The following is a 14,917-nucleotide window of genomic DNA, read 5'->3' as shown; positions in this document are numbered from 1 at the left end:
CGCAACGTCACCGCCCAACCCGTCCCCGCACGACCCGACCTCGAGGAGGGTCCGCCGACGAAGTCGACGGTCGCGGCCCGTCCCGTCGATCAGGCGCCGTTGCGCAAGCGACGAAGGAGCAAGCAACGGTGCCTGATCGACGGGACCAAGGGGGCCGCGACCTCGAGCGCGCCAGCGCTCAAACCAACACAGCTCAAGCGCCGATCAGGTGGGTGGCGAGGTAGGCCTCCACCTTGTCCAGCGCGATGCGCTCCTGCGCCATCGAGTCGCGCTCGCGGATGGTCACGGCCTGGTCGTCGAGGGTGTCGAAGTCGACCGTGATGCAGAACGGGGTTCCGATCTCGTCCTGGCGGCGGTAGCGGCGGCCGATGGCCCCCGCGTCGTCGAAGTCGACGTTCCAGTTGCGGCGCAGCTTGGCGGCGAGGTCCTTGGCCTTCGGGGTGAGGTCGGCATTGCGCGAGAGCGGCAGCACCGCGGCCTTGACCGGCGCGAGGCGGCGGTCAAGCCGCAGCACCGTGCGCACGTCGACACCGCCCTTGGCGTTGGGGGCTTCGTCTTCGGCGTAGGCGTCGACCAGGAACGCCATCAGCGAACGGGTCAGACCAGCCGCGGGCTCGATGACGTAAGGGACGTACTTCTCCCCGGCGTTGGCGTCGGAGTAGCTCAGGTCGACGCCGGAGTGCTTGGCGTGGGTGGAGAGGTCGTAGTCGGTGCGGTTGGCGATGCCCTCGAGCTCGCCCCACTCGCTGCCCTGGAAACGGAAGCGGTACTCGATGTCGGTGGTGCCCGCCGAGTAGTGCGACAGCTTTTCCTTGGGGTGGTCGTAGAGACGCAGGTTGTCGGGATCGATGCCGAGATCGGTGTACCAGGCCAGGCGGGTGTCGATCCAGTACTTGTGCCACTCGGCGTCTTCGCCCGGCTTGACGAAGAACTCCATCTCCATCTGCTCGAACTCGCGGGTGCGGAAGATGAAGTTGCCCGGGGTGATCTCGTTGCGGAAACTCTTGCCGATCTGCGCGATGCCGAACGGCGGCTTCTTGCGCGCGGTTTCCTTGACGTTCTTGAAGTTGACGAAGATGCCCTGCGCGGTCTCCGGGCGCAGGTAGTGCAGGCCCTCTTCGTCGTCGACCGGGCCGAGGAAGGTCTTGAGCAGGCCGGAGAAGTTCTTCGGCTCGGTCCACTTGCCGGGCTGGCCGGTCTCGGGATCGTTGATGTCGGCCAGGCCGTTGGCGGGCGGATGGCCGTGCTTCTCCTCATACGCTTCGAGCAGATGGTCGGCACGGTAGCGCTTGTGCGTGTGCAGCGACTCGACCAGCGGATCGGAGAAGGTCTCGACGTGGCCGGAGGCCTCCCAGACCTGACGCGGCAGGATCACCGAGGAGTCGAGGCCGACGACGTCGTCGCGGCTGGTGACCATCGCCCGCCACCACTGCCGCTTGATGTTCTCCTTCAGCTCGACGCCCAGGGGACCGTAGTCCCACGCCGACTTGGTGCCTCCGTAGATCTCACCGCACGGGTAAACCAGGCCCCGGCGCTTGGCGAGGTTGGCAACGGTGTCCACCTTCGACTTGGGTGCCACGCGAGATTTCTCCATCCCTTGGGAGTCCGACATGTATTCAGACAAGGGTATCGGCACCGGCCAACCGGTTTTGCACCGCACGGGGTAGTTCCGCCGCACCCGGCCCGCTCGTGGCGATCACCCGGAAACCCTTCATTGTGTCCAAGAGTGTTCTTCACTAGGCCACAGGGGATGTACATCGTCGATGTCGAGGGGTCCATGTTTCCGGTCGACTGCGCGCTGTCCGAGCAAGGATTCCTGGCACCGGACTACAGCGATCCACCCTTCCGCACCGGCACGCAGCACCAGCCGTCGGAGGTGTACTTCGATCCCGAGGCGCCGATCGTCACCGAAAGCGGGTGCTGACCGCCAGCTCGACGCGCCGTATTCGACATGCGCACGTCTGCATGTCAAAATGGCATCGGTTTCCATTAAGGAGTTGGTTGATGACCACCGATGCCACGGCCGCGCACCAGCACAGCCCGTACCACTCCCCCGCCCCGGCGACGGTACCCGCGCGCCAAGTGCTCGAGGACGCGGGCGAGCTGCTACGCGCGCTGGCCGCCCCGGTGCGGATCGCGATCGTGCTGCAGCTGCGCGAGTCGCCGCGCTGTGTGCACGAGTTGGTCGACGCGCTCGGGGTCACCCAGCCACTGGTCAGCCAGCATCTACGCATTCTCAAGTCGGCGGGCGTGGTACACGGGGAACGCTCGGGGCGCGAGGTGCTCTACGAACTCGTCGACGACCATCTGGCGCATATCGTGATCGATGCCGTCGCCCACGCCGAGGAAGGGTAAACCGTGGCAGACAGTCTCTCCGGAAAGCAGGTCGGAGTTCGCAGCACCCGCCAGCGCAGCGCGATCTCGGCGCTGCTCGGCGATATCGAAGAGTTCCGCTCGGCACAGGAACTGCACGACGAACTCCGTAAGCGCGGCGAGGGCATCGGCCTGACCACCGTCTACCGGACACTGCAGTCACTCGCCGACGCGGGCATGGTCGACGTGCTGCGCACCGACTCCGGCGAATCCGTCTACCGCCAGTGCTCGAGCGGGCATCACCATCACCTGGTCTGCCGACACTGTGGTCGCACCGTCGAGGTCGAGGGCCCGACGGTCGAGGCATGGGCCGAGTCGATCGCAGGCGAACACGGCTTCACCGAGGTGAGCCACACCCTGGAGATCTTCGGCACCTGCCGCGACTGCGTGCGTGCGGCCGCGGCGAGCGCGGACGAGCACGCATCAGTGTGAGGTGAGGTGACTCACATCACATAGCGGAACCCCCGGTTCGCGATCTCCGTCCAATCCTCACGAAGAGACCGATCCGCGAGGGAGGGGGATTCGTGAGCGCATTCGGCGTCGAACCTGATCAGCTGAAGGCCATGGCCACGACATGGCGACGGGAGGCGGACGAGGTCGGCGCGCTGTCGTGGTCGGCGATGGGCGCGGCGACCGGTGCGGGCAGCGACGTGCTCGCCGCCGTGCGGGCCATAGCCGAACCGGCCGGCCACGCGATGTCGTCGATCGCGACGAGATTCACCGACCTCGCCGCCCTGGTCGACCGGTTCGCCGCCGACATCGAGGCCGAGGATGCCCGGATCGCGAGCGAGATCGGGAAGCTGAGCCCCCGCTGATGCGGCCGACGCTCCCACAGCTCGACGACTGGCACCTCGCAGGCCTCCAGCGCACCGCCGACACCGCGCGCGCCCATGCCGACGTGGTGTCGGCGTCGGTCGACGACTGTTCGCGCGCGATCTCGGCCACCGGGTCCTGGCACGGACGGGCCAGAGACGCCACGATCCTGCGGATCGACGAGGAAGTCGACCACGGGTACGAGGTGCGTACCGTACTGCTGCGCATCGCCGACGCCGCCGCCGACGCGCATCTCGGCCTCGACCACGCCCGCGCCTTCGTGCTCGGGCAGCGCGATCTCGCAGTCGGCGAGGGCTTCACGGTCGAACCCGACGGCCGGGTCTCGCACCCCGACCCCGACAGGGCAGGCGCGGCGGGCGTCTTCCAGCTCAGCATCGCCGGTGGTCTCGACGAGATCGAACGCCTGGACAGTGTCTTCGGCACCAGCCTGCGGGAGTCGCTGGCCGACCTGGCCGCGATCCGCGACGGTCAGCCAGATCTCACCATGGCCGACGGCACCGTCCGCGATCCGGACGCCGTCGCGATCGAGCTGGCGGCGATGTCGGCCGACGACCGCGCCGCGTTTCTGGCGGAATTGAGCCCGGAGGCGCAACGGCAGCTGGTGATCGCGGCACCGGAGAGCCTGGGCAATCTCAACGGGGTGCCGTTCGTGATGCGGATCGCGGCGAACGAGATCGCTATCCGCAATGCCCTCACCAGGGAGAAAGCGAAAGCGGACCCGGACAGGTCCAGGGTGGATCAGTTGACAGCCATGCTCGCGCCGGTGCCGAATCCGGCGGGCATCGGGGGGCTCGACACCGCACCATCGACGACGACTCCGCGCCTGGACATGGTCGATCGCAAGTTCATCATGTTCAGCACCGAGGGCAACGGCCGGATGATCGAGTTGCTCGGCGAGCTGACGGCCGGGTCGCCGGGCGTCGGGGTGTATGTGCCCGGTACCTCGACCACGCTGGACGGATCCGGGTCCAATCATGTGGCCGCGTGGAATCTCGCCGACCAGAGCGGTGGTCCGATCTTGCTGTACATGGAGGGCGACTTTCCACAGAATTTGACGAGTTCGTCCGACGGCGCGCCGAGTCCCCGTTTCGCCGCCGAGATGGCGCCGAAGCTGGTCGACTTCGGCCGCGAGATCGACCGTGCGGTCGCCGCGAGCACACCGGGTACCCCGGTGACCTACGTCGGGCATTCCTATGGCGGTTCGATCGTCGGCTCGGCCGAGCAACTCGGACTGCGCGCCGATCGCATCCTGCACGCGTCGTCGGCGGGCACCGGCGTGTTCGACACCGGCTGGAACAATCCGAACTCCGAAGTGCGGCGCTATTCCATGACCGCGCCGGGCGACCTGATCGGGATCGTGCAGTCGTACCCCGAAGACGGGCCCACCGTTCCCGGCGGAATCCAGCTGCCGGGGAACCCGCACGCCGCCGAGGCCCTCGGTGGTGACCCTGACGAGGCTCCAGGAGTGATCCGTCTGGATACGGGCTTCTACGGGACCGCGACCGGCGGCCACGACGTCGGCGACGTCGTGTTCGGACCCGACGGCCATGGCGGCTACTGGAACGACCCGAGATCGACGGCGTTCCAGAACATCGCCGGCGTCATCGCGGGCAGCGAGGCGACCGCCTATGTGGAACGCGGAATCGAAACCGATTTCGTGGATATCGGCCTCGGCGACAACGGAAACGGCGCCAAGGAAGCATTCGATGCCGCGAAAGCGGCCGCCGTGGCGATGGCGGCCGCGGCCTTCGGGATCACCATCGACCCCTATGCCGATCCCAGGGTCACCGACAATCCGGGGCCCGGTGCGCGGATCGATATCCGATGACGGTGCCTGCTACGAACAGCGCGCTGCGCGATCTCGAGGCGATGACCGCGCTCGGCCGGGTGAGCGAGCGCTCTTCCGACTAGACTCGGCACCGCCGTCGCCGCTCGAGTCGAGCGCTGCTGTCTATGCCAGGAGGGGATGGATCGACATGACAGTGCGGGGACCTGTGGGTGCGGAGGTCGGGCCGGTGCGCAGCGGGTGTGGTGTCGTCGAGATGGGTGGAGACCGCGGCAGTGCAGCGTGCTGAGTTCACCGGCCTCGAATTCGAGATCCTGTGGTCCGGGTACGGGCGTGACCGACTGCCCTATCCGCTGCAATACCGCACCGACATCGCCGATTTCGGCGAATTGAAGGCGCAGCGCGAGGCAGCCGTCGAGCGGCTGCTGTGTAAATACGATCCGGCGATCGAGCACGCGCTGACCGTGCTGCTCGACCCCGATGCCAGGGTCGAATCCAAAGGCTTCGTCGGCCGCGACGACGCACAGGTGCTCCGGTTCCACGGCGCGATCCGCGGCAACCGGGGTGCGACGCTGGCGCAGGCGCCCGGCAGCGCGGCCGACACCGGCGGCGACGTAGCGCTGACCTTCTGCACCGCCGGCCAGGTCGCCGCGCTCACCGTCGCCGCCCTGCCCCGCGCGAAGCCGGGCACCACGCCGCCGGTGGAAGTGCGGCGCGAGCGGCTCGCCGCCGAGGAAGAGCACTTCGAATACCGGGCGGGCCGGCTCAGCTCCGCCGACCATCTCGCGCGCGTCTTCCGGCGCAAGCGGCGCGCCTTCGGCGAGGTCTCCGCGTTCTCCGGCGCCGCGGTGGATGCCAGGCCGAGCCCCGGTCGCACCTTCTGGTGGATGGACTACGACGACGGCCGCTACTACGTGAAGACCGGCGACCCGATCGTCGCCGAACCACTTCCCACCGACCGCATGATCGCGGGCATCCACCGCATGCTCGCCCGCGCCCAGCGCTACCACCAGGAGTTCGGTGACAACGACGAGATGCTGGCCTGACCGCTCACCCATGCTCGACCGGCCGACGAGCCCGGCGGGCGGCTCGGCCACCAGCATCACTGTGCGCGCCACCGACGCGAGCGGGCCGATTCCGATCACTCAGCTGTCGAGGGTGTGTTCGGGTTGGCAGACGTGCAGCGGCGACGGGAGGTAGGCGACGATCGCGTTCAGCAGGGGCGCGAGGTCGTCGGTGGCGGGGGCCGGGTCGCAGAGCACGGGAACGGCTTCGCCGAGGTGGGTGAGGTGGCGAACACGATCGGCCAGGTCGAGGGCCGGAATCGGAGGGGTGGGCGTGTCGTCGTGGTCGAAGGCCGCGGCGACCAGCTCACGGTAGCGCTGTTCGGCGAGTTGCCAATGGCTGCCGAAGAACTCGTGCGCCATCGGCGCGAGGTCCCACATCGAGATCAGGTCGATCACGCCGGCGAAATCGGCGCCGGTCCCCATCGGGCTGTGCAGGACCAGCGGAACGGCGCCGCGGATGCCTGCGATCGCGCGGACCCGGCCCGCGAAGTCGGCGGCGGCGTGGTCGAGTCCGGTGATCAGGCCGAGGCGGGCGACTTGATAATCGTCGGCCATCCGCAGGATCGACTCGAGCCGTGGTGCGCGCCGCACGGCGGCGGGGACCACCGCGACCACGCCGTGGGCGACCCGGACCGCGCGCGCGAGGTCGGCGATCGGCGCCCGGCTGGACAGTTCGGCGAGGTGAATCGTGTGCTCGACGCCACCGGCTCGCCACCTGAGCGGGCCGGAGCGGGCGCCGCCGTGGTACAGGCGACGGCGCAGGCGGGTGGTCTCGTCGGGGTCACCGACGAGGGTGACGTTGCAGATCGTCCGCGGGTCAACGGCGGCGGCGCCCATCGGTCCTCCAGAACGGCTCGGGGTACTCGCCCCGGTGGTATCCGGACTCACCGTAATGCCCGCCGTGCCCTGGAGGTGCGGATTTCGCCACCAAAATAGAACGTGTTCCTATATCGTCGGCCTGGTGCAGAAAGAACAACGCCCCGCGGTAGCAGGCTGGTTCACTGCGGAGGACGGCGCGGTATGCCTACTGGGAAGTCGCTGTGAGGGGTGCGGCACTCCGTACTTCCCGCGCAACACCCTCGCCTGCCGCAATCCGCAGTGCGCAGCGCCCAAGGACGGCTCCGAACTCGTCGACTACCAGTTCTCCACCCGCGGCCGGATCTGGTCGTACGCCGACGCCAGATACCAGCCACCGCCGCCGTACGTCTCGCCCGATCCGTTCGAGCCCTACATCGTCGCGGCGGTGGAGCTCGAGGTCGAGCAGATGGTGATCCTCGGGCAGGTGGTACGCGGTGTCACCGTCGAGGACCTGGCCGTCGGCATGCCGGTCGAACTGACCGTCGGCGTGCTCTACGAGGACGAGGACGCCGAACACACGGTGTGGATGTGGAGGCCCGTCGATGCCTGATCGCGATATCGCAGTGCTCGGTGCGGGCATGCACCAGTGGGGCAAGTGGGGCCGCAATTTCGTCGAGTACGGCCTGGTCGCGGCGCGCGCGGCGCTGGCCGACGCGGGGATCGACCACCGCGACGTCGGCTACATCGCCGGTGCCGACACCATCCGCAACGGCTACCCCGGCTTCGTGGCAGGGGCGACCTTCGCCCAGGCTCTCGGCTGGTCGGGAGCGCGGATCTCGAGCAGTTACGCGGCCTGCGCCTCCGGTGCCCAGGCCATCGCCAACGCCCGCGCGCAGATCCTGGCCGGACTGACCGACGTGGCCCTGGTGATCGGCGCCGACACCACGCCGAAAGGGTTCTTCCAGCCGGTCGGCGGGGAACGCCGCGAGGACCCGGATTGGCTGCGTTTCCACCTGCTCGGCGCGACCAACCCGATCTACTTCGCGCTGTACGCCCGCAGGCGGATGGCGCTGCACGGGGCAACGCTCGACGATTTCGCCGCGGTCAAGGTGAAGAACGCCAGGCACGGCCTGAACAACCCGTATGCCCGCTATCGCAAGGAGGTCTCGGCCGCGGAGGTCGCCGCCTCGGCGATCGTGTCCGACCCGCTGCGGCTGCTCGACATCTGCGCGACCAGCGACGGCGGCGCCGCCGTCGTGCTCACCTCGATGGACTACGCGCGCAAGCACGGCATTACCGAGCCGGTCCGGATCAGGGCCTTGTCTACGGTGACCCCCACCTTCCCGAAGACCGTGCTCGACCTGCCGGATTTCGCGACCGACTCCGCCGTGGCGGTAGCGCCGCCGGAGCGCCCGTTCCGTTCGGACCTCGCCCGCGCGGCCTACGATGAGGCGGGCCTCGGCCCGGACGAGCTGTCGTTCGCCGAGGTCTACGACCTGTCCACCGCATTGGAGCTGGACTGGTACGAGGACATCGGGCTGTGCGAGCCCGGCGGCGCGGAGGACCTGCTGCGCAGCGGCGCGACCACCCTGGGCGGCCGCGTCCCGGTCAACCCGAGCGGCGGTCTGGCCTGCTTCGGAGAGGCGATCCCCGCGCAGGCGATCGCCCAGGTCTGCGAGCTCACCTGGCAGTTGCGCGGCCAGGCCGACGGCAGGCAGGTGACCGATGCCCGTGCGGGCATCGCGGTGAACCAGGGCTTGTTCGGTCACGGTTCGGCCCTCATCGCCACCCGCTGACTCACCGCACACACGCGAAAACCCGGGCCATGCCCGGGTTTTCGCGTTCTCGGTCGGGTCAGGCCGCGACCGCGACCCCCGCGGTGGCGGTGGTGGTGGTGGCGCCTGCCTGCCGACGGGAGCGCAGCGCTCCCACCCCGAGCAGGATCACACCGGCGGCCGACCAGCCGAGCAGCACCGCGAGCGGGGTGAGCGCACCGGCCCTGTCGAAGTAGGCGACCGAGCGCAGCAGCGACGCGGCGGCGCCGGGCGGAAGCAGCTGGCCGAGGGTGCCCCACGGCTGCGGCAGGAGTTCGGGGGCCGAGGTGGCTGCCGAGAAGGGGTTGCCGACGAGCAGCATGGTGATCGCGCCGATGCCGATCCCGGGGCGCCCAAGCACGGCGGCGAGGCCGACGACGGTCACGGCGACGGCGAAGGACGACAGCCCCGCGATGACGGACAGCGCGAGGTAGGAGCCGGGCACGATCGAGAGCCAGGTGTGGAACACCAGCGTACTGAGCAGACCGCCCGCCACCGCGAAGGTGCACAACCCGATCAAGCGGGCGCCGACGGCCGGGATCAGCAGGCTGATCAGCACACCGGCGGCGAGACCCGACATGACCAGCGGCAGCACCATCGAACCGAATCCGGCGCCGCGCGGGTCGTCGGGGTCGGTGGCGATCACATCCTGTACCGGCGTGGCGGGGGTACCGCCGAGCTGCTGTGCCAGCGCGGTGAGCTGCTGGGCGACGGCCGGTGAGGCGGCGGAGGCGACCAGCACCCGCGGCGCCCCGTCGCCGGTGACGATCGCGCCGTAGATCTCCCGATCGGCCAGCGCGGCGCGGGCCGCGTCCGCGTCGGCGACGGTGGTGATCTCGAAGGCTTCCTGGCTGCGCTGCTGGAGCTGGGCGGTGAGCTGAGTGGCCTGCGGTCCGCTGACCGCGATGGGCAGATCGCGTGGCGCGAGATTGACCGCGGGCCAGGCGAAGGCGATCAGGAGCAGCGCCTGCAGCAGGGTGGCCGCGACACCGAGTGCGACTGCGCGTCGGGTGATCGACATGACATTCTCCCTTAAAGCGAATGTTCGTTCTTTTTGATGGCTCCACCGTCGCACCCGCCACACTCGCTTGTCAAGAACGGATATTCGTTTTATTTTTGGTGCATGCCCAGAGTCAGCGAGGAACACCTGGAACGCCGTCGGCAGCAGATCCTCGAGGCCGCCCAGCGCTGCTTCACCCGCAAGGGCTTCCACGAGACATCCATGCAGGACGTATTCGCCGAGTCCGGGTTGTCCGCGGGCGCGGTCTACCGCTATTTCCCCGGCAAGAACGACATCATCTTCGCGCTGATCCTGGAGACGATGACCCCGCTCCGTGGACGCATGGCCGAGATCATCCGCGCCGACCCCGCGCCGACCCCCGCCGAGGTCGTCCGGCAGATCACGGCCGAAGTCGTCAAGCGGGGCGGACCCGACGGACCGCTGCGGCTGGCCCCGCAGGCATGGGCGCTGGCGATGGTCCAGCCCGAGGCGAGCATCCCGGTCCGACGGGCGATCGCGGGCATGCGCGACCTGTGGCGCGAATACGCGGTGCGGATCCGGGACCTGGGCTGGATCGCCCCCGACGCCGACGTGGACGCGCTGGCCAAGGCGATCATCGGTGTGCTCCCCGGCTTCATGCTGCAGCACCTGCTGCTCGAGGACGCCGATCCAGGTACCTTCGCCCACGGTATCGAGGTGCTGATGTCCATCCGGCCACCGACCGGGGGTTAGAAAGCTCACTGTTACCCGCGCTGCCGAGCGGGTAGGTTCGGGTGCGGTGCCGGTCGGGGTCTAGCGCCGCAAACGCCGAAAAACGATTCGACCAGGGAGTTTCCTGTGGCAATTCACCATCGACACCGTCGCTCTCGCGCGCTCGCCACCCTCGCGGCCGCCCTTGTCCTGCCCGCCGCCGTCGCCGGCACCGCACAGGCGCGCGTCATCGGCGAGTTCGAGGTGGGCGGCGCGATCGAGACCGAATACGACCAGGCGGGCGGCGCCGCGCTCGGCGACCCCACCTCCCCCGAATCCGACGCCGCCGCAGGCGGCAAGTACCAGACCTTCGCCAACAACGCGGCCATCTACTGGCACCCCGACACCGACGCGCACACCGTCGCCGGGCAGATCAGGGACAAGTACGCCGAGCACGGCAACGAATCGGGCAAGCTCGGCTATCCGGTCACCCGCGAACAGTCGACCCCCAACGGCGCTGGCCGGTTCAATCACTTCCAGAAGGGCTCGATCTACTGGTCCGTCGGCACCGGCGCGCATCAGATCAGCGGCCCGATCAGGGACAAGTGGGCCGCGCTCGGCTGGGAGTCGAGCCCGCTCGGCTTCCCACTCAGCGATGTGTCCGCGGCGGGCAAGGGCGACGGCCAGTACTCCATGTTCCCCACCGGCGCCATCTACTGGTCCGCGGCGACCGGCGCGCACGCGGTGTGGGGCAGCATCCAGGCCGACTGGATCCGCGCAGGCGCCGAGACCGGCCGCTACGGCTACCCCACCAGCGACGAATACGACTACCAGGGCGGCAAGGCCCAGGATTTCCAGGGCGGCAAGATCACCTGGAAGCCCGCCCGCTGACGCCTACGGCGCGAGCAGGCCCTGCCTTGCCCTGCTCGCGCCGGTCAGCGCGAGCAGCAGCATGGTGGTGAGGGCGCTGTCGTCGAGGCCCTCGGCAGGGAAGGTGTAGCGCAGAATCACGTCACCGAGCTTGCCGCGCCCGATCAGGGTGACCGAACCGAACTGGATCTCGTTGTTGCGTTCGGCGACGCGCTTGTGCAGCTGCGGTTTCAGCGGGCGATCCCAGGCCAGTACCGAGGTCAGCGACAGCACGGTCAGACCGGGCGCGAGGGTGACGGCACGGATCGAGCACAGCGCGCCGTCGTATTCGAAGCCGAGCGAACCGTCCTCGTCCACCCTGACGTCGATGTCCTGCATCTGCAGGCAGGCACCGGTGCGGGCCTGCAGGTCGAGTTCCGGGGTGACCGCAGCGTCCATGTCGGCTCCGTCGCTCATTTGGTGCCGCCGAAGCGGCGGTCGCGCTTGGCGTATTCCAGGCACGCGTCCCACAGGTTACGCCGGTCGAAGTCGGGGAAAAGCGTTTCCTGGTAGACGAATTCGGCGTAGGCGGCCTGCCAGATGAGGAAGTTGGAGCTGCGGTACTCCCCCGACGGCCGCAGGAACAGATCCACATCTGGCATGTCCGGCTCGTCGAGATAGCGCGCGACGGTGGCCTCGTCGATCTTCTCCGGGTCGATCTCCCCCGCCGCCACCCGGCGCGCGATCTCCCGTGCGGCATCGGCGATCTCGGCGCGGCCGCCGTAGTTGACGCACATGGTCAGCGTCATCACGTCGTTGTCCGCGGTGAGCTCCTCGGCGACCTCCAGTTCCTTGATCACGCTGCGCCACAGCCGCGGTCGGCGCCCAGCCCAGCGCACCCGCACGCCCATCTCGTGCATCTCGTCGCGGCGACGGCGGATCACGTCGCGGTTGAAGCCCATGAGGAAGCGCACCTCGTCGGGGCTGCGCCGCCAGTTCTCGGTGGAGAAGGCATAGGCCGACAGCCACCTGACGCCGATCTCGATACACCCCTCGACCGCGTCCATCAGCACGGCCTCGCCGCGTTCGTGACCGGCGGTGCGCGGCAGCCCACGTTCCTGCGCCCAGCGGCCGTTGCCATCCATCACCAGCGCCACGTGGTTGGGCACCAGTTCCGGCGGGATCGCGGGCGGTCGCGCACCGGAGGGGTGCGGTGACGGCGGGCGAATGGTGCGGGCCGGGGTGCTCGCGGTGGGAGAGTCACGACGCAGGATCACGGCGTCCATCCTGCCTGATGGCCATCGGATGCCCGAGTGCGGGCGGTGTGCCGGGCACCCGCTGTTCGCTGGATCGGCGGACGACGGGCTCGGCGCGATCAGCCGGCGACGACAGGCCGGTCCACCGCGGCGACGACGGACCGTTCGATCAGCGGCAAGGTGCGCAACTGGCGCTCCAGGTGCCACTGCAGGTGCGCGGCGACCAGCCCACTGGCCTGACGGCGGACGTTGTCGGGAACACCCGCGATGTAGTCCCACTCCCCTTTCAACAGGGCGACGAGCAGATCGAGTACCCCGGTGGCCGGGGTACTCGCCCCCGGCGGCCTGCAATGCACACACACCGCGCCGCCCGCCGCGACATGGAACGCGCGATGCGGACCCGGCGTGGCGCACCGGGCGCATTCGTCCAGCGCGGGCGCCCAGCCGGCGAACCCCATGGCGCGCAACAGGTACGCGTCCAGGATCAGTTCGTGCGGGCGCTGTTTGGCGGCGATGGCGCGCAGCGCGCTCGCGGTGAGCGCGTGCAGTTTCGGCGCGGGGGCGCGTTCCTCACCCGCGAGGCGTTCGGCGGTCTCGAGGATGGCGCAGGCGGTGGTGTAGCGGCCGTAGTCGTCGATGATGTCGGCGGCGAACGCCTCGACGGTGGTCACCTGGGTGACGACGTCGAGCGTGCGCCCAGGATGCAGCTGCACGTCGATATAGGCGAACGGCTCGAGCCGCGCCCCGAATTTCGACTTGGTGCGCCGCACTCCCTTGGCCACCGCGCGGACCAGCCCGTGCTGCCTGGTCAGCAGCGTGACGATGCGATCGGCCTCGCCCAGCTTGTGCTGGCGGACCACCACCGCCTCATCCCGATACAACCGCACGCACCCAGTCTTCCACGTCGGCCCGACACCGCGGTACGGACACACCCCGCCGGCCTCCCGTGCCGCGGGCGACGCGCCTTGCGGCCGCCGGGCCGGTCGGCGGACTCAGCTCTGCCGCAGCAGGCCCGCCAGGAGCAGGAGCAGGGATTGCTGGGCCTGCGCGCGCGCCTGATCCTGGTCCTGCGCGTGGGCGACGATGAGGGCCGCCTCGGAGATGGCGCTGAGCAGCAGCTGAGCCAGCACCGGGACGGGCGCGGCCGGGATGAGGCCCGCGTCGGTGGCGCGTTGCAGCTGGGCGGTGATCAGGCCGAGGCCGTGCTTGGCCTCGAACTCGCGGAAGGCGGGCCAGCCGAGCACGGTCGGGGCGTCCATCAGGACGATGCGCAGCATCTGCGGGCGGGCGCAGATGTCGAGGAAGCAGGCCAGGCCGGCGGTCATGCCCGCGACGACGTCGTCGGAGTCGATCGTGGCGACGGCGGCCGCGATCTCCGCGGTGGCCTCGGTCTCGACCTGTTCCAGCACGGCGAGGAACAGTCCGCGTTTGTCGCCGTAGTGGTGGTGCAGGGCGCCGCGGGTGACACCGGCGGCGGCCACCAGCTGCTCCGCGGAGGTACCGGCGAAGCCGCGCTCGGCGAACAGGCTGCGGCCTGCTTGCTCGAGCGCGGCGCGGGTGGTGCGGGAACGATCCTCCTGACTACGGCGCTGCATGCAGCCGAGTGAACTCCACGATGAGTTCGGCGAGCAACTCCGGCCGGTCCTCGGGAATGAAGGTGTAGGAGTCGTCGACGGTGCGCAGGCTCGCTCGCGGCAGGTCGGCAACCAGGCGCCGGGCCAGCGTCATCGGGAACAGCTTGTCCTCGGTGGACCAGACGACGAGCACCGGCAGCTCCACCTCGGCGAAACGGCCGGCGGCGGCCATGGTGTCGCGGGGGTCGACGGCGGCGGCGAACCGGCGCAGATCGGCGCGAATCGCGGCGTCGCCACGAGCCGGTGCCAGGTAGGACGCCGCGATCTGCTGCGGCAGCGCGCGTTTGGTCACCCAGCCGAACGCCAGCGGCAGCCGCTGCATGGGCCGCCAGCGCAGCGGGGCGAGCAGCGGCGCGATCGCGCCGGGGATCCTCGCCAGCCGAACCAGGGCGGTGAATGGACGCGGCGGGAAGATCTCGTAGCAGTCGACGGCGGCGAGGACGACCCGGCCGATCCGCTCGGGACGGCGGGTCATCAGGATCTGGGTGAGCGCGCCGCCGGTGTCGTTGGCGACGATGGTGACATCGGTGAGGTCGAGCGCGTCGAGGAATTCGGCGATCAGATCGGCGATGCCGGTCGGGCTCAGATCGGCCGCAGGCATCGGGATGGAGTGCGCGCCGAGTGGCCAGTCCGGGGTGAGACAGCGGTGTCCGGCCGCGACGAGGCCGGGCACGACACCGCGCCAGAGATCGGCGTTGACGAGCAGTCCGTGGACGAAGACGACCGGCGATCCGGTGCCGATGTCGTGATAGCGCAGGCGCCCCGATACGAGCGTGCGTTCGTGGGCGGGGCCGAGTGCTGAGCTGATTCCCATGG

The 14,917-nt window shown here is 69.4% G+C and carries 18 protein-coding genes; 10 read left to right on the top strand and 8 right to left on the bottom strand.

The genetic code is table 11. The features are described from left to right. Positions 1-193: 193 nt before the first annotated feature. Positions 194-1,594: a glycine--tRNA ligase gene (locus ACFOW8_RS22105; protein ID WP_378553200.1), complete on the bottom strand. Its 1,401-nt coding sequence runs from the start codon at positions 1,592-1,594 to the stop codon at positions 194-196. A 156-nt stretch (positions 1,595-1,750) separates the two neighbouring features. Between ACFOW8_RS22105 and ACFOW8_RS22100 the strand changes: the two genes are divergently transcribed. The 6 genes from ACFOW8_RS22100 to ACFOW8_RS22075 all read left to right on the top strand — a co-directional run bounded on the left by ACFOW8_RS22100 (position 1,751) and on the right by ACFOW8_RS22075 (position 6,039). Beyond that, positions 1,751-1,924, top strand: coding sequence for a hypothetical protein (locus ACFOW8_RS22100; RefSeq protein ID WP_378553146.1), 174 nt, complete (start codon positions 1,751-1,753; stop codon positions 1,922-1,924). An 80-nt stretch (positions 1,925-2,004) separates the two neighbouring features. Continuing rightward, entirely contained in the window at positions 2,005-2,355 is a 351-nt protein-coding gene (locus tag ACFOW8_RS22095) for an ArsR/SmtB family transcription factor (RefSeq protein WP_378553144.1), read from the top strand. 3 nt (positions 2,356-2,358) lie between these two features. Beyond that, complete coding sequence (locus ACFOW8_RS22090; protein ID WP_378553143.1) at positions 2,359-2,805, top strand: Fur family transcriptional regulator; 447 nt, start codon at positions 2,359-2,361, stop codon at positions 2,803-2,805. Between the two features lie 92 nt (positions 2,806-2,897). Further along, a complete protein-coding gene (locus ACFOW8_RS22085) occupies positions 2,898-3,188 on the top strand; it encodes a hypothetical protein (RefSeq protein WP_378553141.1) in 291 nt (96 codons plus the stop codon). After that, positions 3,188-5,035, top strand: coding sequence for an alpha/beta hydrolase (locus tag ACFOW8_RS22080; RefSeq protein ID WP_378553139.1), 1,848 nt, complete (start codon positions 3,188-3,190; stop codon positions 5,033-5,035). The genes ACFOW8_RS22085 and ACFOW8_RS22080 overlap by 1 nt, the downstream gene beginning before the upstream one ends. 233 nt (positions 5,036-5,268) lie before the next feature. Further along, on the top strand, positions 5,269-6,039 hold the full coding sequence (locus ACFOW8_RS22075; RefSeq protein WP_378553137.1) for an ESX secretion-associated protein EspG: 771 nt from the start codon (positions 5,269-5,271) through the stop codon (positions 6,037-6,039). 99 nt (positions 6,040-6,138) lie between these two features. Here the strand turns inward: ACFOW8_RS22075 and ACFOW8_RS22070 are convergent, their stop codons facing one another. Then, on the bottom strand, positions 6,139-6,897 hold the full coding sequence (locus ACFOW8_RS22070; RefSeq protein WP_378553136.1) for a hypothetical protein: 759 nt from the start codon (positions 6,895-6,897) through the stop codon (positions 6,139-6,141). Positions 6,898-7,021: 124 nt separating this feature from the next. Between ACFOW8_RS22070 and ACFOW8_RS22065 the strand changes: the two genes are divergently transcribed. Together ACFOW8_RS22065 and ACFOW8_RS22060 are read left to right on the top strand one after the other, a co-directional pair. Next, positions 7,022-7,468, top strand: a complete 447-nt coding sequence (locus ACFOW8_RS22065) for a Zn-ribbon domain-containing OB-fold protein (RefSeq protein WP_378553134.1) — start codon at positions 7,022-7,024, stop codon at positions 7,466-7,468. Beyond that, positions 7,461-8,654: a lipid-transfer protein gene (locus tag ACFOW8_RS22060; protein ID WP_378553132.1), complete on the top strand. Its 1,194-nt coding sequence runs from the start codon at positions 7,461-7,463 to the stop codon at positions 8,652-8,654. Before ACFOW8_RS22065 ends, ACFOW8_RS22060 begins: the two co-directional genes overlap by 8 nt. Before the next feature lie 58 nt (positions 8,655-8,712). On the opposite strand, the gene ACFOW8_RS22055 is transcribed toward ACFOW8_RS22060, so the two are convergent. Continuing rightward, positions 8,713-9,693 (bottom strand): hypothetical protein, encoded by a 981-nt coding sequence (locus tag ACFOW8_RS22055; protein WP_378553130.1) that lies wholly within the window; start codon positions 9,691-9,693, stop codon positions 8,713-8,715. Between the two features lie 102 nt (positions 9,694-9,795). Between ACFOW8_RS22055 and ACFOW8_RS22050 the strand changes: the two genes are divergently transcribed. Continuing rightward, a complete protein-coding gene (locus ACFOW8_RS22050) occupies positions 9,796-10,404 on the top strand; it encodes a TetR/AcrR family transcriptional regulator (protein WP_378553128.1) in 609 nt (202 codons plus the stop codon). A 105-nt stretch (positions 10,405-10,509) separates the two neighbouring features. Further along, the gene (locus ACFOW8_RS22045) at positions 10,510-11,253 is read left to right on the top strand and encodes an LGFP repeat-containing protein (protein WP_378553125.1); all 744 of its coding nucleotides are present in this window, start codon (positions 10,510-10,512) and stop codon (positions 11,251-11,253) included. Between the two features lie 3 nt (positions 11,254-11,256). Here the strand turns inward: ACFOW8_RS22045 and ACFOW8_RS22040 are convergent, their stop codons facing one another. From ACFOW8_RS22040 to ACFOW8_RS22020, 5 genes are all read right to left on the bottom strand, one after another. Further along, complete coding sequence (locus tag ACFOW8_RS22040) at positions 11,257-11,610, bottom strand: YbjN domain-containing protein (protein ID WP_378553198.1); 354 nt, start codon at positions 11,608-11,610, stop codon at positions 11,257-11,259. Positions 11,611-11,684: 74 nt separating this feature from the next. Beyond that, on the bottom strand, positions 11,685-12,497 hold the full coding sequence (locus ACFOW8_RS22035) for an isoprenyl transferase (RefSeq protein ID WP_378553123.1): 813 nt from the start codon (positions 12,495-12,497) through the stop codon (positions 11,685-11,687). Between the two features lie 89 nt (positions 12,498-12,586). Continuing rightward, complete coding sequence (gene recO / locus ACFOW8_RS22030; RefSeq protein WP_378553121.1) at positions 12,587-13,354, bottom strand: DNA repair protein RecO; 768 nt, start codon at positions 13,352-13,354, stop codon at positions 12,587-12,589. 105 nt (positions 13,355-13,459) lie between these two features. Further along, positions 13,460-14,062: a TetR/AcrR family transcriptional regulator gene (locus ACFOW8_RS22025; protein ID WP_378553120.1), complete on the bottom strand. Its 603-nt coding sequence runs from the start codon at positions 14,060-14,062 to the stop codon at positions 13,460-13,462. After that, positions 14,049-14,915, bottom strand: coding sequence for an alpha/beta fold hydrolase (locus ACFOW8_RS22020; protein ID WP_378553118.1), 867 nt, complete (start codon positions 14,913-14,915; stop codon positions 14,049-14,051). The genes ACFOW8_RS22025 and ACFOW8_RS22020 overlap by 14 nt, the downstream gene beginning before the upstream one ends. Positions 14,916-14,917 lie beyond the last annotated feature (2 nt).

Source organism: Nocardia rhizosphaerae (genome assembly GCF_042650365.1).
In the GTDB taxonomy this organism is placed as follows: domain Bacteria; phylum Actinomycetota; class Actinomycetes; order Mycobacteriales; family Mycobacteriaceae; genus Nocardia; species Nocardia rhizosphaerae.
Note: the sequence above shows the minus strand (reverse complement) of the source record. Positions and strands in the feature narration are given on the sequence as shown.